The sequence below is a fragment of the Streptomyces sp. PTY087I2 genome (assembly GCF_001687325.1).
GTDB lineage: Bacteria > Actinomycetota > Actinomycetes > Streptomycetales > Streptomycetaceae > Streptomyces.
Map to the genome: position 1 here is coordinate 144,039 of NZ_LZRD01000014.1, position 19,131 is coordinate 163,169.

The following is a 19,131-nucleotide window of genomic DNA, read 5'->3' on the forward strand; positions in this document are numbered from 1 at the left end:
CTACCGGCTGAGCCGCGCGAACTTCCGTACGGCCAGCGGGAAGAACACCGCGATGATCGCCACCGGCCACAGCACCGCCAGGAGTTCGGCGTGCTCGGCGGCCCAGGAGCCGGTCGCGCCGCCGGGGTTGCCGAACAGGTCCCGTACGGCGGTGGCGGTCGCTGACATGGGGTTCCACTCGACCACCGCGCCCAGCCAGCCCGGCATCGACGCGGGGGTGGCGAAGACGTTGGAGAGGAAGCCGACCGGCCAGACCAGGATCTGGACCGCCGTGACCATCTCCGGCCTGCCCGCCACCATGGCGAGCTGGATGCCGACCCACAGCATCGCGAACCGCAGGAGGAGCAGCAGCCCCACCGCCCCCAGCGCGGCCGCCGCCCCGTTGTGCCAGCGCCAGCCGACCGCGTAACCGACCCCGGTCATCACGGCGAGCGAGAGAACGGACTGGAGCATGTCCGCGGCGCTGCGGCCCACCAGCACCGCGCCGGGGACCATCGGCATCGAGCGGAACCGGTCGATGACGCCCTTGCCGAGGTCCTGGGTGACCGCGAGCATCGTGCCCTCCAGGCCGAAGGCCATGGTCAACGCGAGCATCCCGGGCACCAGGTACTCGGTGGGGTCGCCCGGCACGCCCCGGCCGCCGCCCACCAGATAGGTGAACATCAGCAGCAGCATCACCGGGAACACCAGGTTGACGAGGACCGCCACGGGCTGCCGGGCCCAGTGCGCCAGTTCGCGGCGGGTCATCGTCCAGGAGTCGGCCAGCGCCCAGCCGAGCCGGGAGGCCGCCCCGTCCGGTCCGGGAACCGCCGTCGTCGTCGCCGCGCTCATGCCGCCACCTCCGTCTTTTCCGCCTTCTCCGTACGCCGTTCCTCGGCGGGCCGCCCGGTCAGGGACAGGAACACCTCGTCCAGGGTCGGGCGGCGCACCGCGATGTCCTCCGCCTCGATGCCCGCCTCGTCCAGCACCCGCACCGTCCGGGTCAGGGCCGCCATCCGGTCCAGGGCGGGCGCGCCGATCCGCCGCCGGTCCGGGTCGAGCGTCAGGTCCTCGCCGCCGAGCAGCGCGGCCGCCTCCGCCAGCCGGGACGCGTCGCGCAGGACGACGTCGATCCGGTCGCCGCCGACGCGGGCCTTCAGCTCGTCGGGGGTGCCCTCGGCGACGGCCCGGCCGTGGTCGATCAGAGAGATCCGGTCGGCCAGCCGGTCCGCCTCCTCCAGATACTGGGTGGTCAGCAGCACCGTGGTGCCGCCGCCGACCAGGGACCGCACCGCGTCCCACACTTCTGTGCGGCCGCGCGGGTCGAGGCCGGTCGTCGGCTCGTCCAGGAACAGCACGTCCGGATCGGTGATCAGCGACGCGGCGAGGTCCAGCCGTCTGCGCATGCCGCCGCTGTACTGCTTGACCGCCTTGCGGCCGGTGTCCGCGAGGCCGAACCGCTCCAGGAGTTCGTCCGCCCGGCTGCCCGCCCGGCGTGCGCCCAGGTGGTACAGCCGCCCGAACATCTCCAGGTTCTGCCGTCCGCCGAGCTGTTCGTCCACCGCCGCGTGCTGCCCGAGCAGCCCGATCCTGCGCCGCACCTCGCCCGCCCGCTCGCGGACGTCGAGGCCGGCCACGGTGACCCGGCCCGCGTCGTGGCGCAGCAGCGTCGACACGATCCGTACGGCGGTGGTCTTGCCCGCCCCGTTGGGGCCGAGCACCCCATGGACGGTGCCGCTGCCGACGGCCAGGTCCAGTCCGTCCAGGGCGCGCTTCTCCCCGTACCGCTTGTGCACTCCGTCCATGACGATCGCTTCCGTCACGTTCCCCGCCGCCCTTCCACGCCTTCACGACGCTTGTAGTCAAACTTGACTAGCAGGTCGAAGGTAAACCCCGGTCCGGCATTCGTCAAACTTGATTACTCGTCGTCCCCGGGGTCGGGCACCCCGGTGGCGTACGGGTTCTCCTGCCCCTCGGCGAGCACCCCGACGAACGGGTCGCCCTCGCCCGCGAAGGTGTACGCGCCGCCCTCGATGCGGGCGATCAGGCCCCGGGTCCACTCCGCGCCGCTGTCCGCCGAGTGCACCCACAGGTTCATGATCTCGCCGATGTGGCCGAGGGATTCGGGCCCTTCCTCGGGGGTGTAGTACTCGGTGACCGCCTCGCGCCACTCCCGGATGCCCTCGATCCGCTCCTTGAGCAGCGCGACCGCTTCTTCCCGGGGCAGGTCGACGATGAAGCCGACCGCCGCCGAGAGGACGTCCAGGTTCCGGTCGTAGGAGCGGATGGCGTCCCGCAGCAGGGCCCGGTACTCCTCAAGGCCCTCGGCCGTGACCTCGTACTCGGTGCGCGGCGGGCCGCCGGCCGTGGAGGGGGCCGTCTCGTGCGCGAGGAGCAGTCCCTGCTTCGCCATCTGCTTCAGGGCGTGGTAGATCGACCCGGGCTTGGCGTTGGACCACTCGTGCGCACCCCAGTACTCCAGGTCGTTGCGGACCTGGTAGCCGTGCGCGCGGCCGTGCATGCGCACGGCGCCGAGGACCAGCAGCCGGATCGCGGACATGGCACTCCTTCGTATTCAACTTTGACTAGGGTAGCCCCGGTCGCTTGCGTCCGGACGGCAGGTGTGCCCTCGTACCGGACGGCAGGCAGGGGCCGGGAGTGTCAAAGGGCCGGGAGCGCCGAAGGGCCGGGGCCGCGCACCGGTCGTGACGGGGCCCGTGCCTCTTCCGCGAGCGTCAGTACGGGAAGACCGAGCGGCCGTGCTGGATCGACATCCACCGCTGCGTGGTGAACGCCTCCACCACCGCCTCGCCGTTCAGCCGCCCCACCCCGGACGTCTTCTCGCCGCCGAACGCGACCAGCGGATCGTCCTGCACGGTGGAGTCGTTGACGTGGAACATCCCGCTGACGATGCGCTGCGCGAACTTCACGCCCCGCTCCGCGTCCCGGGTGTGGACCGCGCCGCTGAGGCCGTACGGGCCCTCGTTGACGATCCGTACGGCCTCCTCCTCGCCGTCGAACGTCATCAGCAGGGCCACCGGGCCGAGGATCTCCTGCTGGAGCAGCGGGGAGCCCTCCGCGAGACCGGTGAGGACGGTGGGTCCGACGACGTTGCCGACGGTCCGGCCCCTCACGAGGGCCGTCGCGCCGTCCTCGACCGCCCGGTCCACCAACGCGTCCAGCGCGTCGGCCTGGAAGGCGTTGATGACAGGCCCGATCCGGGTCTCCGGGTCCCTCGGGTCGCCGGCCTTCAGCGCGGCCACCTCGGCGGTGAACTTCTCGGTGAACTCCTCGGCCACCGACCGGTCCACCAGGATCCGGTTGGCCGCCATGCTCACCTGCCCCTGGTGCAGGAAGCGGCTGAAGACGGCGGAGCGGACCGCGTAGTCGATGTCGGCGTCCTCCAGCACCACCAGGGCGCTGTTGCCGCTCAGTTCGAGGATGGTCCGCTTGAAGGCGCCCGCCGCCGTGGCGGCTATGTGCCGGCCGACCCGGTCGGAGCCGGTGAACGAGATCACCCTGGGCACGGGGTGTTCGATGAACGCGTCGCCTATCTCGGCGCTGTCGGTGATGACGACGTTGAGCAGCCCGGCGGGCAGCCCCGCCTCCTCGAAGATCTTCGCTATCAGACCGCCGCCGACCACGGGCGCGTTCTGGTGGGGCTTCACGACGACCGCGTTGCCCAGCGCCAGCGCGGGCGCGACGGACTTCATCGTCACCAGGAAAGGGAAGTTGAAGGCGCTGATGACCCCGACGACGCCGACGGGCAGCCGGTAGAGCCGGTTCTCCCGGCCGTCCCCCACGGCGGGCAGCAGCCGCCCGCTGGGCCGCAGCGCCTGGCGGATCGCCTCGCGCAGGAACTCGGTCGCGCTGTCGACCTCGTACCGCGCGCGCGGCCGGGTGCCGCCCAGCTCGTCGATGATCGCCTCGGCGATCTCCTCGGCGCGTTCACCGGTGATGCGGAGCGCGCGTTCGAGGACGGCGCGCCGCTCGTACGGGTTGACCCCGGCCCATTCCCGCTGTGCCCGCTCGGCGGCCCGGTAGGCCCGGTCGACCTCCAGCGCGGTGGCCACGGTGACGGCGGCGAGTTTCTCACCGTTGTAGGGATTGAAATCGATGATGTCCCACGAGCCGCTGCCGGTCAGCCACTCGCCGTCGATGTACTGGTGGGCCAGTTCATGGAAGAAGGACATGCAATCCCTTACTGCAAGGCGTTCGCAGACTCCTGATGCGACGTCATCGTAACGAGAAATCAGGTCAGTTGGAGTAGTCCGCGCAGAAGATCCCGGCTCTCTTCCGGAGCCGGACTCTCCTGGGCGAGAGCCGCCATCGCCTTTTCGTACTGCGCGACTTCTTCGGGCTTGTCCAGATAGAGCGCACTCGTCAGCTGCTCCAAATAGACAATGTCCGACAGATCGGATTCCGGAAAGCGCAGCATCGTGAATGAGCCACTCTCGCCCGCATGGCCGCCATGACTGAAGGGCATGACCTGAAGCGTGATGTTCGGCTGCTCCGACATATCGATCAGATGCCGCAACTGGGCACGCATCACCTCGCGTTCGCCGTACGGGCGGCGCAGCGCCGCCTCGTCGAGCACGGCGTGGAACGTCGGGGCACGTTCCGAGACGAGGGCCTTCTGACGCTCCAGACGCAGGGCGACGCGGCGGTCGATCTCGGCGGGCGAGGCTCCGCGCATGCCGCGCGAGACGACGGCGTGGGCATACGCCTCGGTCTGCAACAGCCCGTGCACGAACTGCACTTCATAGATACGGATGAGGGAGGCGGCACCCTCCAGGCCGATGTACGTCTGGAACCAGCCGGGCAGCACATCGCCGTAACTGTGCCACCAGCCCGCCACGTTGGCCTCGCGGGCCAGGCCGAGGAGGGAGTCGCGCTCCGCCTCGTCGGCCACTCCGTAGAGCGTGAGCAGGTCCTCGACGTCCCTGGCCTTGAAGCTCACCCGTCCCAACTCCATGCGGCTGATCTTCGATTCGGAGGCCCGGATCGAGTAGCCGGCCGCCTCACGGGTGATACCGCGCGACTCCCGCAGTCTCCTGAGCTGAGAGCCCAGGAGGATGCGCCGCACCACCGATCCACTCGACTCGCCTGCCGACACTGGCCCGACCCTCCCCATCGCTCTCCCTGGCACCGGAGCCCCCCGGAACCCCGAGTGCCGGATTCTGCCACCAAAACGCTTCAGCCCGTACTCATTCGATTACGGAAATGGGAAGACGTCCGGAAAGCTCCGAAACTGACTCCGGGAAGAAATACCCCGCAACCACCACGGTATCGGGCAGGTCCGGCGCGTGCACGTGCATCTGCCCTTGCATCTGCTGTGCGCATTCGGAACCATGGTCCCCGCGCACCTGCGTGCTCGTGTTGTGCCGCTGTACCCCCCGCAGTACCGCTACAGGCAGTGCCGCTACAGCCGCGAATCCCGGGAGTGCCTCGTATGGGGACGAATGGATCGACGATGCTCGAGCCGTTACGGCAGGGGCTTCCCCCCACCGACCCCTCAGGGGTTGCCGGATCGGCCTCGTGCGCTCTGCCGGCGCGTTACGAAGCGGTCGGCGGGGCACGGAAGTTCACTCGGACCACACTGGAGCGGTGGGAGCTGGGCGACCGGTTCGACGATGTCGCCCTGGTGGTCTCCGAACTCGTCACCAACGCCCTGCGCCACGCGCTGCCCGCCGATCCGCCGCGGGAGTTCCAGGACCCGCCGGTGCGGCTGCATCTGATGCGGTGGACCTCGCGGCTGGTGTGCGCGGTGCGCGATCCCAGCCGGGAGAGCCCGGTGGCGGGCGAGGCGGCGGATTCCGCCGAATCGGGCCGCGGACTGTTCCTGGTGGAATGCGTCAGCGACAGCTGGGGCTGGCACCCCTCTCCCGTACCGCTCGGAGAACTGCCCTCGGGGCCGCTGTACGGCAAGGTCGTCTGGGCCCTTTTCCGGCTGCCGGAAAAGACGGAGTAGGGCTCGCACAAACCCCGGTCCGGTCCCTCGTGGGCCGGACCCGGCGTCAGGCGCCGGCCGCGAGATGGTCGAACTCGCCGTCCTTGACGCCCAGCAGCAACGCCTCGATCTCCGCGGGCGTATAGACGAGGGCGGGCCCGTCGGGGTGACGGGAGTTCCGCATCGCCACATTCCCTCCGGGCAGCCGCGCGAACTCCACGCAGGATCCCTGGGAGTTGCTGTGCCTGCTCTTCTGCCAGACGACTCCGCGAAGCTCTGTGGCCGCCATGCCGTTGTACACGTGGTGCACAGGACGCTCCCCGAGTTGCAAGGTGCAAGTGTCAACTAGCTCGGATCATAGCTCTGTTCATATGCCAATGCATGAGCAGATGCACGTGCACGCGGGGTGTTCCTTTGATTACAAGACGAACGGCGCGGCTATTTCGCTCCCGCTTACCGGAGTTGATCCGTGTGGACCTTGGTAACGTGGCGCGGTCTTTCGATCGGAAATCAGCAAGGGGGAACTCCACGTGACCAGGTCTCTACGCACCGGCGCCATCGCGGTGGCCGCTCTGGCCGCCTCGTTCGCGCTGACCGCCTGCGGCAGCGACGACGCGAAGAAGGACTCCGGCGCGGACGCGTCGGCGAGCGCGACGCCCGGCGCCGGTGGCGGCGAGGGATCCGGGGATTCCGGCGGGGGCGTCGACGCCGCCGCGCTGGAGGGCACCTGGGTGGGGCTGACGGACGGCAAGAACGTCACCGTGTCCATCGCCGCCCGCAAGGTCGCCCTCGTCGCCGACCAGTCCGTGTGCCAGGGCGATGTGAAGGACATGGGCGGCGAGCCGATGCTCGCGCTGAAGTGCACCGACGGCGGCACCGACCGCACGATGGGCGCGATCGACTCCGTCGACGGCTCGAAGCTGGTCGTCTCGTGGGACGGCGGCGCCAAGGACAGCCTCGCCAAGGCGGAGGCGGGCAAGCTGCCGAGCGGCATGCCCTCGCTCCCCGACCTGGGGGACCTGCCCGACATCCCCGCGCCGTAAGGCCGTGTGCCCGCCGGGGGCGCTCAGTCCTCGGCGAGGACGCTGCTGACGCGGGTGGAACCGCCGCGCTCGTCCAGGGCGCGGGTGAACTCCTCCAGCGCGTCCAGCAGCAGCGCCGCACCCCGGCGCACGACCGGATCGCCGACCGGGGTCGTGCCGTCGTCCGTCGGGGTGGGCATGTCCCAGTGGGCCACCGCGTCCACCACCGGCTGCCAGTCCGGCAGCCGCCGCTCCCGTACCGCCTTGGCGCCCTTCTCGGTGGCCCGGCGCAACGCCTCGGCCAGCTGGGCGGCGCCGGGCACCGGGTCGGCGGACCGGGCCGGCAGATGGGCCTCCAGGACCATCGCGGACCGGCCCAGCTGGGCCAGCGCGTGCTGGGCGTCGGTGGCGGCGGCCCGGGAGATGCCCCGGTGGCGTACGGGTTCGTGCTGGGCGGTCGCCAGCGCCTCCTGCCAGGCGACACGGGCCTCCCGGGTGGCGATCAGCGCGTCCCGGACGTCCTCGTTGTCGCGCGACGCGGGGTCGGCGTACCGGTCGACGACCGTGGCCGCGTACCGCCCGTCCGCCACCAGCCACTCCGCCAGCCGGTTGCGCAGCCGCGGGGTCTCCCAGGCCGGGTAGAGGGCGTACGCGATCATCGCGAGGAGCCCGCCGACCAGGGTCAGCACGATGCGTTCGGTGACGGTCTGGGACCAGTCGTCGCCGGCCATGCCGAGCAGGAAGACGACGTACGCGGCGACGCACACCTGGCCGACCGCGTAGCCGGTGCCCATCAGCAGATACATCAGCCCGGCGCAGATCACCGCGAGGAGCGCGGAGAGCCGGGCGTCGGGGTGGGCGGTCTGCACGATCGCGGTGGCGAGCCCGACCCCGACGAGGGTGCCGCCGAAGCGTCCGGCGGAGCGGGCGTACGTCTGCGAGAACTCGGGCCGCATCACCATGACGGCGGTCATCGGCGCCCAGTAGCCGTGGCCGAGCGGCACGGCCTCCCCCACGAAGTAGCCAGAGACGGCGACCACCGCGACCCGGATCGCGTGGCGCAGGATCGGCGAGCCGTGGTGCAGTTCGCGGCGCATCGCGGCCAGCACCACCGGGACCAGCTTCAGCAGCGAGGGCCGGTGCCGGGTGTCCGGGGCGAGGTCGGCGGGGATCCCGCTGTCGGTCCCGGTGCCCTCCGCGATCTCCAGGACGTCGTCGAGCAGGGCCGAGAGCCGGTCGGCGGCGCGGCGGGCGGGGCCGACGAGGATCACGTCGTTGTCGGGGGTCTTCAGGACGCCGAGGTCGGTGGCGGAGAGGTGGACGGGTTCGCCGTGCCGGACGGCCCGCGCGGCGGCGTCCAGGACCGATCCGGCCGCGCCCAGCAGCTCGTTCACCCAGAGCCGCTCCAGGCCGTCGCCGGGCACCCCCATCGCCGGGTCCGCCAGCGAGGCCAGCACCGGGCGCAGCCGCTCGGCCACCCCACGGGCGCCGCGCAGCTCGGCGGGGCGGCGGCGGGCCTCGCGCGGGGTGACGGCGGCGGCGCTGCGGGCGGTCATCAGGGGCAGCGGGTCGAAGGGCGCGACCGGGTCGTGGCGCAGCCGGCGGGCGTAGTCGGCCTCGGCGGCCAGGGCGTCGGCGAGCGCGTCGCGCTGGGCGCCCCATCTGCGGACCGGGAAGAGGACGATCAGCGCGGCCTGCACGAGGCCGCCGACGGCGATCATCCCCGCGTGCGCGGCGGCGTCCACGACCGAGGTGGGCAGGGTGATGGTCACCAGCATGATCGCGACGTTGGACGCGGCGATGATGCCCGCCGTGGGGCCCGCCGCCCAGGCGAGCCCGGCGAGGAAGGTCCAGAGGCCGAGCAGGCAGAGGAAGAGGACGACGTGCGCGCCGCTGACGTACCCGACGAACGTCGAGACGGCGAGGCTCGCCCCGGAGACCAGGGCGAGGACGGGGCGCGGCCGCCAGCTGCGCTGGAAGGTGGCGATGGCCGCCTGGAACGCGCCGAACGCGGAGCTCGCCGCGATCTCCGGACCGAACAGCACGAGGCTGATGCCGACGACGAGGGCGAGTCCGGCCGCACCGCGGAAGGCGATGAGGGGTTCCAGTCTCTGCCGCTCGATCTCCAGCCCCGAGCGGGCGGTCTCCTTCAGCGCCCGGAGCCAGCTCATGGGCCGAGCCTAACGGTGCAATCTCGGACAAGCCCGACTTACGCCGTGATTTCCCCGTCGGGTCGAGGGGATGCCCCGCCCATGCGGGCCCGGTCGGCGGCCTCGGTGCCGTGCGTCCAGCCCGCCAGGTCGGAGACCCCGCGGAGCCGGGTGGTCGTGGTCCTCGGGAACATCCGCTCGGCGGTGTCGGCGACGGCGACGTCCCGGGCGGCGAGGACGGGAAGCAGCCCGCCGCCCGCTCCCGTCGCGCCCGCACCGGTGTCCGCCTCCGCCGTGACCCGCTCGGCGTCGGCCGCCAGCCGCCTCCCGAGGCGCTGGGCGTACCCCATCAGGAACGCCTGCCGGAAGGTCTTGGTCCGCTTACGGCCTCCGGCGCGCTGGCCGGCCTCCGCCCGGGTCATCGCGGTCGTCCCCTGGACGAGCAGCGAGGTGAACAGCAGCTCGACCGCCTCCAGATCCGGTTCGAAGCCGACGACCGTGGAGAAGCCGAGGTCCTCGTTCCACACGGCCCGGCAGCGGTTCGCGGAGGCGACGGCGTCCAGCAGGATCGCCTTGGCGCTCTCGTACGGGGGCTCCACCCCGATCCGGCAGGCTCCCGGCGTCTCGCGGCTCTGCGTCCGGGCGGCGAGGAGGGCCTCGTCGATGGTGTGCCGGGCCATCAGCTCCTGCGCCTTGGTGGTCAGCGCCTCGGCCTCCTCCGGGAAGCCGGTCGCCTCCGCCTTCGCCAGCAGGGCCCGGATCCGGGTGAGCATGCGGGGCTCGTCGGCGGCGGGCGGCCGGTGCAGCTGGTCGGCGGCGGCGCCGGGCGGGGGTCCCACGGGCTCGATCGCGGGCAGCCGCAGCAGCACGCGGTAGAGCTCCAGCAGATCGGCGGCGTACGAGAAGCGGTCGGGGCGGTTGCGCTCCACGGGCGGCGGAAGTTCCGCGAGCTGCTGACGCCACCGGGGCGGCAGCTCCGCGTACCGGCCGGTCTCGGCGGCGATCAGGGTCCCGGCCAGCGCCGCCCGCCGCTCGTCCAGCTCCCGGCGGACGAACCGGACCAGGTCGGCGGGGTGCCAGCCGCGCTCCCAGGCCCGGCGCACGAACTCCTCGCCGCGCCGGTGCGCCTCGTCGTCGGCGTCCGGGGCGGCGGCGAGCAGGGAGGCGCCGGTGTCCAGGGCGGCGTCGCCCTCCGCGTAGAGGGCCGCCGCGCACGCCCGGTCGATCACGGATTCCATCCGGCCAAGGGTAGGCGCGCGGCTCCCGGGCGTTGTCAGTGGCGGGTGCCAGACTCGCACCCATGACCGAACGGTGGGCGGTGGCGGCAGCGGACGGCGGCGGGGCGCTGCTCGCGCCGCTCGCCCGCGACGGCACGCCCGCCGGTCCCGCGATCGCCGAGCCCGACCTCGTGGAGGCGGTCCGCTCCCGCCCGGACGTGGTGCGCTGGGTGTGGCGGTCGACCGCCGAGATCTACCCCCGGCTGCTCGCCGCCGGGGTCCGGGTCGAGCGGTGTTACGACATCGAGTGCGCCGAGCTGCTGCTGCTCGGGCACGCGGGGCGGCTCGGCGAACCCCGGTCGGCCGCCGCCGCGCTGGCCCGCCTCGACAACGCGCCGGTGCCGCCGGATCCGCCCGCCCGGTCCGCCGAACCGGGCGCGCAGTCCTCCCTCTTCGAGGCGTCGTCGGGGACCGACGTGCCGTTCGAGGGGCTCCTGCGGGTCTACGCGGACCAGCTGCGCCGACACGACGCGGCGGAGCACCCGGACCGGATGCGGCTGCTGACCGCGTCGGAGTCGGCGGGGATGCTCGTGGCCGCCGAGATGCACCGGGCCGGGCTGCCCTGGCGCGCCGACGTCCACCGGGAGCTGCTGAACGGGCTGCTGGGCGAGCGGTACGCGGGCGGCGGCGAGCCCCGCAGACTCGCCGAGCTGGCGGACGAGGTGTCGGCCGCGTTCGGCAGACGGGTCCGCCCGGATCTGCCCGCCGATGTGGTGAAGGCGTTCGCGCAGGCGGGGATCCGGGTGAAGTCGACCCGGCGGTGGGAGCTGGCGGAGCTGGACCATCCGGCGGTCGAGCCGCTGATCGCGTACAAGAAGCTGTACCGGATCTGGACCGCGCACGGCTGGTCCTGGCTCCAGGACTGGGTGCGCGAGGGCCGCTTCCGCCCGGAGTACCAGCCGGGCGGCACGGTCAGCGGCCGCTGGACGACCAACGGCGGCGGGGCCCTCCAGATCCCCAAGGTGATCCGGCAGGCCGTCGTCGCCGATCCGGGGTGGCGGCTCGTCGTCGCGGACGCCGACCAGATGGAGCCCCGGGTGCTGGCGGCGATCTCCCGCGACCGGGGCCTGATGGAGGTGGCCGGCCATGACGGCGACCTCTACAAGGCCCTGTCCGACCAGGCGTTCTCCGGCGACCGCGAACACGCCAAGCTGGCGCTGCTCGGCGCGATCTACGGCCAGACCTCCGGGGACGGGCTGAAGAACCTGGCCGCGCTGCGCCGCCGCTTCCCGCTCGCCGTCGCGTATGTCGACGACGCGGCGCGGGCGGGCGAGGAGGGCCGCGTGGTGCGCACCTGGCTGGGCCGCACGAGCCCGCCGGTCGTCTCGGCGGGCCAGGACGAGGAGGCGGGCATCCCCCAGGAGGACCCGGAGGGCGCCGGGGAGGCCGGGGGCCCCGGGCCCGCGTCCGGCGGCGGCACGGCCCGGGCCCGGGGGCGCTTCACCCGTAACTTCGTGGTGCAGGGCAGCGCGGCCGACTGGGCGCTGCTGCTCCTGGCCGGGCTGCGCCGGACGCTCTTCGAACAGGGGCTGCGGGCGCAGCTCGTGTTCTTCCAGCACGACGAGGTGATCGTGCACTGCCCGGCCGAGGAGAGCGCCGCCGTCACCGAGGCGATCCGCGCGGCGGGCGAGCAGGCCGGGCGGACCGCGTTCGGACAGACGCCGGTGCGGTTCCCCTTCACGGTGGCGGTGGTGGAGCGGTACGCGGACGCGAAGTGACAGCGGTGGCGCGGCTTGCCGGACCCCGGACCGCTGCGCCTCGGGCCGCTGTGCCTCGGGCCCGCCGCGCCCCGCGCCTGCGGTCTACCGCCGGCCTCGGTCCTCCTGCCTACCGCTGCTGGAGCTTCGGCCACTCCGGGCTGATGACCAGGGCGGTGAGCTGGTCCATGGTGAGCGCGGGCGCCTTGCGGGTGGCGGGGCTCGACTGCTCGCCGGAGTTGAAGGCCGAGACGACGACCCGCATACCGTCCGGGCGCATGCTGTCGGCCGTCCACATGACGACCCCCGAACCGCCCTTCTCGCCGGGCTTCTTCGAGGTGGCGAGCAGGGTGCCGTCGGGCAGGGTGGTCGCGTCGCCGTACAGCTGGTGGGCGACGTCCCGCATGTCGGGCTGCACATTGATCTGTACGAGGGAGCGGCCCTTGCCGTCGTTCACGACGACCGAGGCGAACTCGCCCCCGCTGTCCGTCACGTCCGTCACGGTCAGCCCGTCGGGCAGCAGGGCGCGGAAGGTGGGCATCAGCAGCGTGTAGTCGAGCGGCGGCGCCGGCTCCCCGGCGTCGTGCGTTCCCCGCGAGCCGGGGTCCGGCGAGGGCTCATCGGTGCCCGCACCCGCCGTGGGGGTGGCGGTGGCGCCGGCCGTCGGCGCGTCCGAGGGCGAGGGGGCGACCGTCGCGGCGTCCTCCGGCGTGGGCGACGCCGAGGGCGTGGCGGCGTCCGTGGCGGTCTCCGCCGTGGGCGTCACCGTCTGGGCGACCGGGGCGCTGCTCGCGACGTTCACCCCGTCGCCGGAAGCACCCAACTGGCCGGTGGCGAACGTGACTCCGCCGCCGACGAGGGCCAGGGTCAGCACGCTTCCGGCCACGGCGGCGACCCGGCGGCGGCGCACGGTGCGCCGCCCCTGTTCCAGCGCGCCGTCCACCAGGGCGGCACGGCCGGACAGTTCGAAGGTCTCTCCGGCACGGCGCAGTTCCGTGCCGAGGCTGTCCTCGAACGGCAGCTCGTCTTCACTGGGCATGGGGAACCACCACTTCTCGTACTCGTATCGGATTGCTCGACAGTTCTACGGCCCGCGCGGGCCGGGGGGCAGACAGTGCCCGTACGTCAGCGGGCGGCGAACTCCGCGATGCTGCCGCCCAGTTGTTCCCGCAGCCGCCCGAGCGCCCGCACACAGCGGGTCCGTACGGCGGCCGGGCTGACCTGGAGGGCGGCGGCGGTCTCCTCGATGCTGCGGTCCTCCCAGTACCGCAGGACCACGACCGCGCGGTCCTTCGGCGCCAGTTGGGACAGGGCGCGCAGCAGCGTCATCCGCAGCGCCGGGTCGTCGGGGTCGGCCGAAGCGCCCTCGGGCAGTTCGGCCAGCGGGCGTTCACTCGCGGAGCGACGCCGCCGATGGGTCAGGAAGGTCCTCACCAGCACGGTCTGGGCGTACGCCGCCGGGTTGTCGATCCGGCGGGCGCGGCCCCACGTCACATACATCCGGCTCAGCGTCTCCTGCACCAGATCCTCGGCGAGATGCACATCGCCGCTGGTCAGCAAGCAGGCCGAGCGGAACAGATGGCCGGCCCGACCGGCCGCGAACACCCTGAACTCATCGGTACGCGCACCCTTCATACTCTCCCCCGTCCGCCCACCTGTTCCGCCCTTCCCCCTTTACGACGCGACGGGCACGGGCAAATGTTTCAGGCGGTCCGCGAGAACTTTTCCGACGTACAGAGACGTACAGAGACGCACAGGCACGCAGAAAGCGCCCCGTTCACGCGCCGGACGGCGTGAACGGGGCGCGGGCGGTGGTGCGCTCGCTGTCCCTGTCGTCTACCCGCGTTCCCACAACGCGGGGACGTTCGGCGGCTCCCAGCCGGAGACGGCCTGGTGCGCCTGGAGACAGCGGTAGGCGACCCCGCCGTAGGTCACGCGGTCGCCCGCGCGGTAGGAGGTGCCGGCGGCCCAGCTGGTCCCCGGCTCGGTGGGTGGGTCGGTGGGCGGATCGGTCGGACCGGGCGTCTGGGCGACGTCCAGGACGAAGTCGAAGGTGCCCTGACGCCCGTTGCCGACGTCGCGGACGTTCATCAGCAGCTCGGGGTCGAACAGGGCGTCGGTGTTGTTGCGCGGCTCGTTCGGGAAGTACAGCTGGGTGGTGAGGATGCGGCCGCCGGGCGCCTGCGCCTTCACATGGAGGTGGCGCGTACGGCCCGGGTAGAGGCCCGGCACGATCGTGGTGAGGCTGAACGAGCCGTCCGCACCGGTGAACTGGTGCCCCCGGAAGGCGAACTGGGCCATGTCGTACGCCCCGTTGGTGTCCGCCTGCCAGAAGTCGAGCAGGGCCCCGGAGATGGGGCGGCAGGCCCGGCCGAAGACGTAACCGCTCACGGTGAGCGGTACGCCGGGGGTGCCGGGCGTCACCAGGCTGGTGCGGCGCGGCGAGTTGGGCTTGAAGTACGGCCCCTCCATCTGCGGCGGCGTCGTGTCGTCGCCGTCGTCGCACTCCGGGGTCGGGGCCAGGGGCCCGTTCCCGGTGGAGGCAGCGTCGCGGGCGAGCGCGACGCCCCCTCCGGCGAGCAGGGGTGCGGCGCTCGCGACGAGCGCGGCCTTCAGGAGGCCTTTGCGGCTGATCCGCCGCCGGCCGCCCGACGCCTCGTCGGACGCGTCCGGGTCATGGGGGGTTGCGTTGTCCATTTGTGGGGTCATGACGGTTTCCTCGGAGTCCTCGGGGAGCCTCGACGCGGGGAGGCGGGAGGCGGGGAGGTTCAGGAGGCGCTGTTACGGGGGTGCCGGGCCCGGTCCGGGGCGGTCAGATGCGCTGCCAGAGCGCGGGGACGGCCGCGGGGGTCCAGCCGGGCTGCGCGGTGTGGGCCTGGAGGCAGCGGTAGGTCGCTCCGCCGTACGTCACCGTGGCTCCGGCGGCGTACGCGGTGCCGGCCGCCCAGGTGCCGCCCGGCGGGTCGGTGGGCGGGTCGGTCGGCGGCGTGGTCGGCGGGTCGGTGGGCGTACCGCTGGTGACCAGGGTCAGCCCGTACGCCTGGAGCAGCGGGTTGAGCGGCTGGAAGTACGTCGTACCGCCCGACGAGCAGTTGCCCGAGCCGCCGGAGGTGACGCCCTGCGCCTGGTTGCCGGAGATGTACGAGCCGCCGGAGTCGCCGGGCTCCGCGCAGACGCTGGTGCGGGTCACGCCGGAGATGGTGCCCTCCGGGTAGGTGACGCTGGTGTTGAGCTGCTGGATGGTGCCGCAGTGCCAGCCGGTGGTGGAGCCGGAGCGGCAGACCGAGGCGCCGACGACGGCCGCGGTGGAGCCGGCGACGGTGACGTCGCCCCGCCCGTAGCCGTTGACCGTCGGGCGCGGGGTCCAGTTGGCGTTGGTGGCGACCCAGGCGTAGTCGCGGCCGGGGAAGGTGGAGCCCTGGAAGGTGCCCTGGGCCTGCTGGTTGAAGCCGTTGGTGGTCGTGCCGACCCGGCCGCAGTGGCCCGCGGTGGCGAAGCCGTTCTGGGTGCCGCGCTTGACGGAGAAGCCGATGGAACAGCGGCCGGAGCCGTTCATGTAGTACGCGTCGCCGCCCCGGAGGTCGGCGAAGGTGCGGGGCCGCTCGGCGGAGCGGGCGACGGTGACGAGGGAGCTGTCGACCCCGGCCGCCTTGAGGAACGCCGTCCCGGCGGCGGTGCTCGCCGCGTTCACGACGACCCGGTTGGCCTCGACGTCGACGTACCAGACGGGCACGTCTTTCGGAGCCTTGCGCAGCGCGGACTTGTCGAGGGCCTCCTTGACGCCTTCGAGCCGGTCCAGGCTGTGGCCGACGACCTCGGCCTTCGCCCCGGCCTCGGTGATCCGGGCGATCTGGGAGGCGTCGGTGGTGGCGACGGTCAGGGTCGCCTTCGCGCCGCTGACCCGGGCTCCGGCGTAGCCGGCGCCGAGGGACTTCTCCAGCCCCGCGGCGACGGCGGCGGCGCGGTACTCGTTGGCTATCCGGCTCCGGGCGTCGTCCGCGTCCAGGCCGAGGTCGCGCTCCATGGCAGCCAGCAGCCCGGGCGACAGGCTGTCGGCGGAGACCGGCGGTGCGGTGGTGCCCGCGGGGCCGGCGGATGCCACGCCGGTCAGCCCGGCGAGGGCGAGCGCACCCACGGCCACCGTGGCGGTGCCGGCGACGAGGGCGCGTCTGCGGAGCGTGGTTCTCTCCACGTGACTCTCCTTGGTTCAGGGGGGTGTCCGGATCCGGCGGGGTTGGTCCGGACCAGGGAATTGCCGAAACCGTAGCGGCGGTGACGCCCGGCACAGGAGATCCCGTTCACCCCCCTCCCTCCGCGTTATGGGGCCGGACGCCCCCGTGAGATGGGGGGAAAGCCGTCTCCCTTTCGGCGGGGCGCCCGGGTAGGTTCGCCCTCATGCACACAGGGCAACTTCTGGGCTCGGGACGCACCGCCGACGTGTACGCACTCGACGGCTCCTGGGTCCTTCGCCGCTACCGCGACCGCACCGACGTCACGGAGGAGCTGGCCGTGATGAGTTACGTCGGCGCTTTCGGCTTCCCGGTGCCGCGCATCGGCCCGCCCGCCGAGGGGGCCCGCCCCACGGACCTGGTGCTCCAGCGGCTGACCGGCCCGACCCTGGCCGAGGCCCTGCTCGCGGGGCGGCTGGGGGCGGCCGAGGCGGGGGCCCTGCTGGCCCGGCTGCTGCGGGAGTTGCACGCGATACCGCCCCGGGTCTCGACGAACCCGGAGGACTGCGTGCTCCATCTGGAGCTGCATCCGGAGAACGTGATGCTGACGGCCGAGGGCGCGGTGGTGATCGACTGGTCCAGCGCGGCGGAGGGCCCGCCCGGCCTGGACCGGGCGATGTCGGCGCTGACCCTGGCCCGGAACGCGCTGGACCCGGCGTTCCCGGCGGGCGCCGACGTACGGCCGCTGCTGGCGGCACTCCTCGCCGAACTGGCCGACGACGGGGGCGCGTCGGCCGCCGACCTGGAGCTGGCCCGGACCCGCCAGCAGCAGAACCCGCACTTGACGGAGGCCGAACGGGGCTGTTTGGACGGGGCGGTTGACCTGGTGCTGGATACCTCGCCGTAAATCCAGCCCCTGAGGCGAACCGAGCACGTCCGGCACGCTCAAGCCGCCGCCGGCACACTCCAGTCCCTCCGGCGATTGAGGAGTGGAGGTCCGGGGGGGGGCGGAGCCCCCGACAGCAACCCTCAGCGCCGCCCGCGCCGAGCATCCCGCACCCGCCGCAGCCGATTCACCGTGACCGGATCCTCCCGCACCGCCCGCTCGTCCTCGATCAGCGCGTTCAGCAGCTGGTAGTAGCGGACCGGCGAGATCCCGAGCTCCTCGCGGATCGCCCGCTCCTTCGCCCCGGGCCCCGGCCAGGGCCGCCGCTCCAGGGCGAGCAGGGCCCGGTCTCGTACGGACAGCTCGTCCGCACCGGGCGCGGGCGCGGCAGGTGCGTCGCGGTGTTCGGGGGCGGGGTGATCGGGGTCGGGGGCGGTCATATCAACCAACCTAATACCCGCCCCCGACACCCGGCCGCTTACTCCGCGGCCTCCGCCTGCGTCGCCTCGGCGGATATCTCGCCGAGGATGCTCTCGGGGTTGCTGCCCGGCGCGACCGCGTTGCCGATCTTCTTCTTGATCGCGTCGCTGACCGTGGCCCAGGACGTCTTGCCGAACGGGGGCAGGGTCGAGTTGGGCAGCGCGGCCAGGAACTCGTGCAGCTTCTGGTGCTTCTGGTCGGTCTCCATCGCGGCGGAGGCGGTGCCGGTCACCGGGAGGAGGTCGTACTCCTCGGCGAACTCCAGCACGTTCTCGTCGGAGTAGGCGTAGTCCAGGAAGGTGCCGATCTCCTTGCGGTGGCCGTTCTGCTTGAAGCCCATCATCCAGTCGGCGACGCCCATGGAGCCCTTGGTCGGGCCGTCGGAGCCGGGCAGCGGCACCATGCCGACCTTGACGCCCTTGGCCTCGGCCTCGTCCATCAGGGTGGGGTGGCCGTTGAGCATGCCGACCTTGCCCGCGGTGAACGCCTCGAACGCCTTCGCCCGGTCCAGCTTGCCCGGCGCGACCGGGCCGGTGAGGCCCTTGCCGACGAGGTTGTCCCGCAGCCAGCGGAACGTGGCGACGTTCTCGGCCGAGTCGATGTCGTACGAGCCGACGTCGTCCGTGTAGCCGCCGTTGCCGCTGAGCAGCCACATCAGGGTCTCGGCCTGGGCCTCCTCCTGGCCGAGCGGCAGGGCGAAGGGGTAGTCGACGCCCTTCGCCTTGAGGGCGGCGGCGTCGCTGCTGATGTCGTCCCAGGTCTCGGGGGCGTCCAGGCCCGCCTGGTCGAAGAGCTTCTGGTTGTAGAAGAGCAGCCGGGTGCTGGCGACGAAGGGCAGGCCGTACAGCGTGCCGTCGACCTTGCCCGCGTCGGTGAGCGAGGGCAGGAAGTTCGCCGTAGTGCGGATCGCGAGCATCTCGTCGGCGGTGTAGAGCTTGCCCGCCTTGGCGTAGTCCGCGTACGCGCCGATCTGGGCGATGTCCGGGGCGTTGCCGGCCTTGACCATCTCGGCGACCTCGCGGTCGACGTCCTTCCAGGACAGGACGGTGACCTCGACCTTGATGCCGGGGTGCTCCTTCTCGAAGCCCGAGGCGACCCCGCTCCAGTACTTCTCGGAGCTGTTCTCCGGGCCGGTGCCGTAATCGGCGGCGACCAGCTTCAGCGTCACGTCGCCCGAACCCGCGTCACCGCCGCAGGCCGACAACGTTGCCGTCATTCCCAGCGCGGCCACCGCCGCGGTCAGACCCAAAAAGCGCCGCTGCACAGCCTCGCCCATCCTCGTCGATCGCCCTTGCCCGCGAACGGTGCGCACGGCGCAGGCCGACGGCCTCGCTCGGCCGCAGCAGTGCCGCCCCTGTCCTGGGCACCGTCCGGATGAACTGCAATTTTCCCCCATTGCCGACGCGAAGGTCTACACCACCGGCGTATCGCTTCGGCAACGTATACGGGCCCTGAGGGCCACAACTGGCTTGCGGACACTGGAAGTCGGAGCCCCCTCCCCGTATCTTGGTCCAGACCTTT

The 19,131-nt window shown here is 72.5% G+C and carries 18 protein-coding genes; 4 read left to right on the forward strand and 14 right to left on the reverse strand.

The genetic code is table 11. From position 1 onward, the window contains the following. The 5 genes from A3Q37_RS17470 to A3Q37_RS17490 all read right to left on the reverse strand — a co-directional run bounded on the left by A3Q37_RS17470 (position 1) and on the right by A3Q37_RS17490 (position 5,095). Positions 1-831, reverse strand: coding sequence for an ABC transporter permease (locus A3Q37_RS17470; protein WP_065485449.1), 831 nt, complete (start codon positions 829-831; stop codon positions 1-3). Next, complete coding sequence (locus A3Q37_RS17475) at positions 828-1,802, reverse strand: ATP-binding cassette domain-containing protein (RefSeq protein WP_065485451.1); 975 nt, start codon at positions 1,800-1,802, stop codon at positions 828-830. Before A3Q37_RS17475 ends, A3Q37_RS17470 begins: the two co-directional genes overlap by 4 nt. Positions 1,803-1,897: 95 nt before the next feature. Then, entirely contained in the window at positions 1,898-2,539 is a 642-nt protein-coding gene (locus tag A3Q37_RS17480) for a PadR family transcriptional regulator (RefSeq protein WP_065485453.1), read from the reverse strand. 175 nt (positions 2,540-2,714) lie between these two features. Beyond that, the gene (locus A3Q37_RS17485) at positions 2,715-4,172 is read right to left on the reverse strand and encodes an aldehyde dehydrogenase family protein (protein WP_065485456.1); all 1,458 of its coding nucleotides are present in this window, start codon (positions 4,170-4,172) and stop codon (positions 2,715-2,717) included. Positions 4,173-4,231: 59 nt separating this feature from the next. Further along, the gene (locus tag A3Q37_RS17490) at positions 4,232-5,095 is read right to left on the reverse strand and encodes a helix-turn-helix transcriptional regulator (RefSeq protein WP_065485555.1); all 864 of its coding nucleotides are present in this window, start codon (positions 5,093-5,095) and stop codon (positions 4,232-4,234) included. Positions 5,096-5,452: 357 nt separating this feature from the next. Between A3Q37_RS17490 and A3Q37_RS17495 the strand changes: the two genes are divergently transcribed. Further along, the gene (locus tag A3Q37_RS17495; protein ID WP_065485458.1) at positions 5,453-5,950 is read left to right on the forward strand and encodes an ATP-binding protein; all 498 of its coding nucleotides are present in this window, start codon (positions 5,453-5,455) and stop codon (positions 5,948-5,950) included. 46 nt (positions 5,951-5,996) lie between these two features. Here A3Q37_RS17495 and A3Q37_RS17500 read toward each other — a convergent pair whose 3' ends face one another. Further along, the gene (locus tag A3Q37_RS17500) at positions 5,997-6,239 is read right to left on the reverse strand and encodes a DUF397 domain-containing protein (protein WP_003968242.1); all 243 of its coding nucleotides are present in this window, start codon (positions 6,237-6,239) and stop codon (positions 5,997-5,999) included. 220 nt (positions 6,240-6,459) lie between these two features. On the opposite strand from A3Q37_RS17500, the gene A3Q37_RS17505 reads away from it, so the two are divergent. Beyond that, positions 6,460-6,972, forward strand: coding sequence for a hypothetical protein (locus A3Q37_RS17505; protein ID WP_065485462.1), 513 nt, complete (start codon positions 6,460-6,462; stop codon positions 6,970-6,972). A 23-nt stretch (positions 6,973-6,995) separates the two neighbouring features. Here A3Q37_RS17505 and A3Q37_RS17510 read toward each other — a convergent pair whose 3' ends face one another. Beyond that, positions 6,996-9,122, reverse strand: a complete 2,127-nt coding sequence (locus A3Q37_RS17510) for an FUSC family protein (protein WP_065485467.1) — start codon at positions 9,120-9,122, stop codon at positions 6,996-6,998. Positions 9,123-9,160: 38 nt separating this feature from the next. Beyond that, entirely contained in the window at positions 9,161-10,339 is a 1,179-nt protein-coding gene (locus tag A3Q37_RS17515) for a DUF2786 domain-containing protein (protein ID WP_065485472.1), read from the reverse strand. Positions 10,340-10,401: 62 nt separating this feature from the next. Between A3Q37_RS17515 and A3Q37_RS17520 the strand changes: the two genes are divergently transcribed. Beyond that, positions 10,402-12,096 carry a bifunctional 3'-5' exonuclease/DNA polymerase gene (locus tag A3Q37_RS17520; protein WP_065485478.1) on the forward strand — a complete coding sequence of 565 codons (1,695 nt, stop codon included), beginning with the start codon at positions 10,402-10,404 and terminating at the stop codon, positions 12,094-12,096. Positions 12,097-12,205: 109 nt separating this feature from the next. Here the strand turns inward: A3Q37_RS17520 and A3Q37_RS17525 are convergent, their stop codons facing one another. From A3Q37_RS17525 to A3Q37_RS17540, 4 genes are all read right to left on the reverse strand, one after another. Next, entirely contained in the window at positions 12,206-13,114 is a 909-nt protein-coding gene (locus A3Q37_RS17525; protein ID WP_065485481.1) for a hypothetical protein, read from the reverse strand. Between the two features lie 86 nt (positions 13,115-13,200). After that, the gene (locus A3Q37_RS17530) at positions 13,201-13,710 is read right to left on the reverse strand and encodes a SigE family RNA polymerase sigma factor (protein ID WP_065485483.1); all 510 of its coding nucleotides are present in this window, start codon (positions 13,708-13,710) and stop codon (positions 13,201-13,203) included. A gap of 201 nt (positions 13,711-13,911) precedes the next feature. After that, entirely contained in the window at positions 13,912-14,772 is an 861-nt protein-coding gene (locus A3Q37_RS17535; protein WP_065485487.1) for a carbohydrate-binding protein, read from the reverse strand. Between the two features lie 115 nt (positions 14,773-14,887). After that, a complete protein-coding gene (locus tag A3Q37_RS17540; RefSeq protein ID WP_065485490.1) occupies positions 14,888-16,267 on the reverse strand; it encodes an alpha-lytic protease prodomain-containing protein in 1,380 nt (459 codons plus the stop codon). A 203-nt stretch (positions 16,268-16,470) separates the two neighbouring features. On the opposite strand from A3Q37_RS17540, the gene A3Q37_RS17545 reads away from it, so the two are divergent. Further along, positions 16,471-17,151, forward strand: coding sequence for a phosphotransferase (locus tag A3Q37_RS17545; protein ID WP_065485493.1), 681 nt, complete (start codon positions 16,471-16,473; stop codon positions 17,149-17,151). A 122-nt stretch (positions 17,152-17,273) separates the two neighbouring features. Here A3Q37_RS17545 and A3Q37_RS17550 read toward each other — a convergent pair whose 3' ends face one another. Both A3Q37_RS17550 and A3Q37_RS17555 read right to left on the reverse strand, forming a co-directional pair. Further along, the gene (locus A3Q37_RS17550; RefSeq protein WP_065485495.1) at positions 17,274-17,570 is read right to left on the reverse strand and encodes a DUF3263 domain-containing protein; all 297 of its coding nucleotides are present in this window, start codon (positions 17,568-17,570) and stop codon (positions 17,274-17,276) included. 38 nt (positions 17,571-17,608) lie between these two features. After that, the gene (locus tag A3Q37_RS17555; RefSeq protein ID WP_065485497.1) at positions 17,609-18,886 is read right to left on the reverse strand and encodes an ABC transporter substrate-binding protein; all 1,278 of its coding nucleotides are present in this window, start codon (positions 18,884-18,886) and stop codon (positions 17,609-17,611) included. Between the last annotated feature and the right edge of the window lie 245 nt (positions 18,887-19,131).

Excerpts from the sequence above, each read along its gene's own strand:
- A3Q37_RS17470 (WP_065485449.1), bottom strand. The coding sequence starts at position 831 with ATGAGCGCGGCGACGACGACGGCGGTTCCCGGACCGGACGGGGCGGCC.
- A3Q37_RS17480 (WP_065485453.1), bottom strand. The coding sequence starts at position 2,539 with ATGTCCGCGATCCGGCTGCTGGTCCTCGGCGCCGTGCGCATGCACGGC.
- A3Q37_RS17485 (WP_065485456.1), bottom strand. The coding sequence starts at position 4,172 with ATGTCCTTCTTCCATGAACTGGCCCACCAGTACATCGACGGCGAGTGG.
- A3Q37_RS17495 (WP_065485458.1), top strand. The coding sequence starts at position 5,453 with ATGCTCGAGCCGTTACGGCAGGGGCTTCCCCCCACCGACCCCTCAGGG.
- A3Q37_RS17510 (WP_065485467.1), bottom strand. The coding sequence starts at position 9,122 with ATGAGCTGGCTCCGGGCGCTGAAGGAGACCGCCCGCTCGGGGCTGGAG.
- A3Q37_RS17515 (WP_065485472.1), bottom strand. The coding sequence starts at position 10,339 with ATGGAATCCGTGATCGACCGGGCGTGCGCGGCGGCCCTCTACGCGGAG.
- A3Q37_RS17520 (WP_065485478.1), top strand. The coding sequence starts at position 10,402 with ATGACCGAACGGTGGGCGGTGGCGGCAGCGGACGGCGGCGGGGCGCTG.
- A3Q37_RS17525 (WP_065485481.1), bottom strand. The coding sequence starts at position 13,114 with ATGCCCAGTGAAGACGAGCTGCCGTTCGAGGACAGCCTCGGCACGGAA.
- A3Q37_RS17530 (WP_065485483.1), bottom strand. The coding sequence starts at position 13,710 with ATGAAGGGTGCGCGTACCGATGAGTTCAGGGTGTTCGCGGCCGGTCGG.
- A3Q37_RS17535 (WP_065485487.1), bottom strand. The coding sequence starts at position 14,772 with ATGGACAACGCAACCCCCCATGACCCGGACGCGTCCGACGAGGCGTCG.
- A3Q37_RS17545 (WP_065485493.1), top strand. The coding sequence starts at position 16,471 with ATGCACACAGGGCAACTTCTGGGCTCGGGACGCACCGCCGACGTGTAC.
- A3Q37_RS17550 (WP_065485495.1), bottom strand. The coding sequence starts at position 17,570 with ATGACCGCCCCCGACCCCGATCACCCCGCCCCCGAACACCGCGACGCA.
- A3Q37_RS17555 (WP_065485497.1), bottom strand. The coding sequence starts at position 18,886 with ATGGGCGAGGCTGTGCAGCGGCGCTTTTTGGGTCTGACCGCGGCGGTG.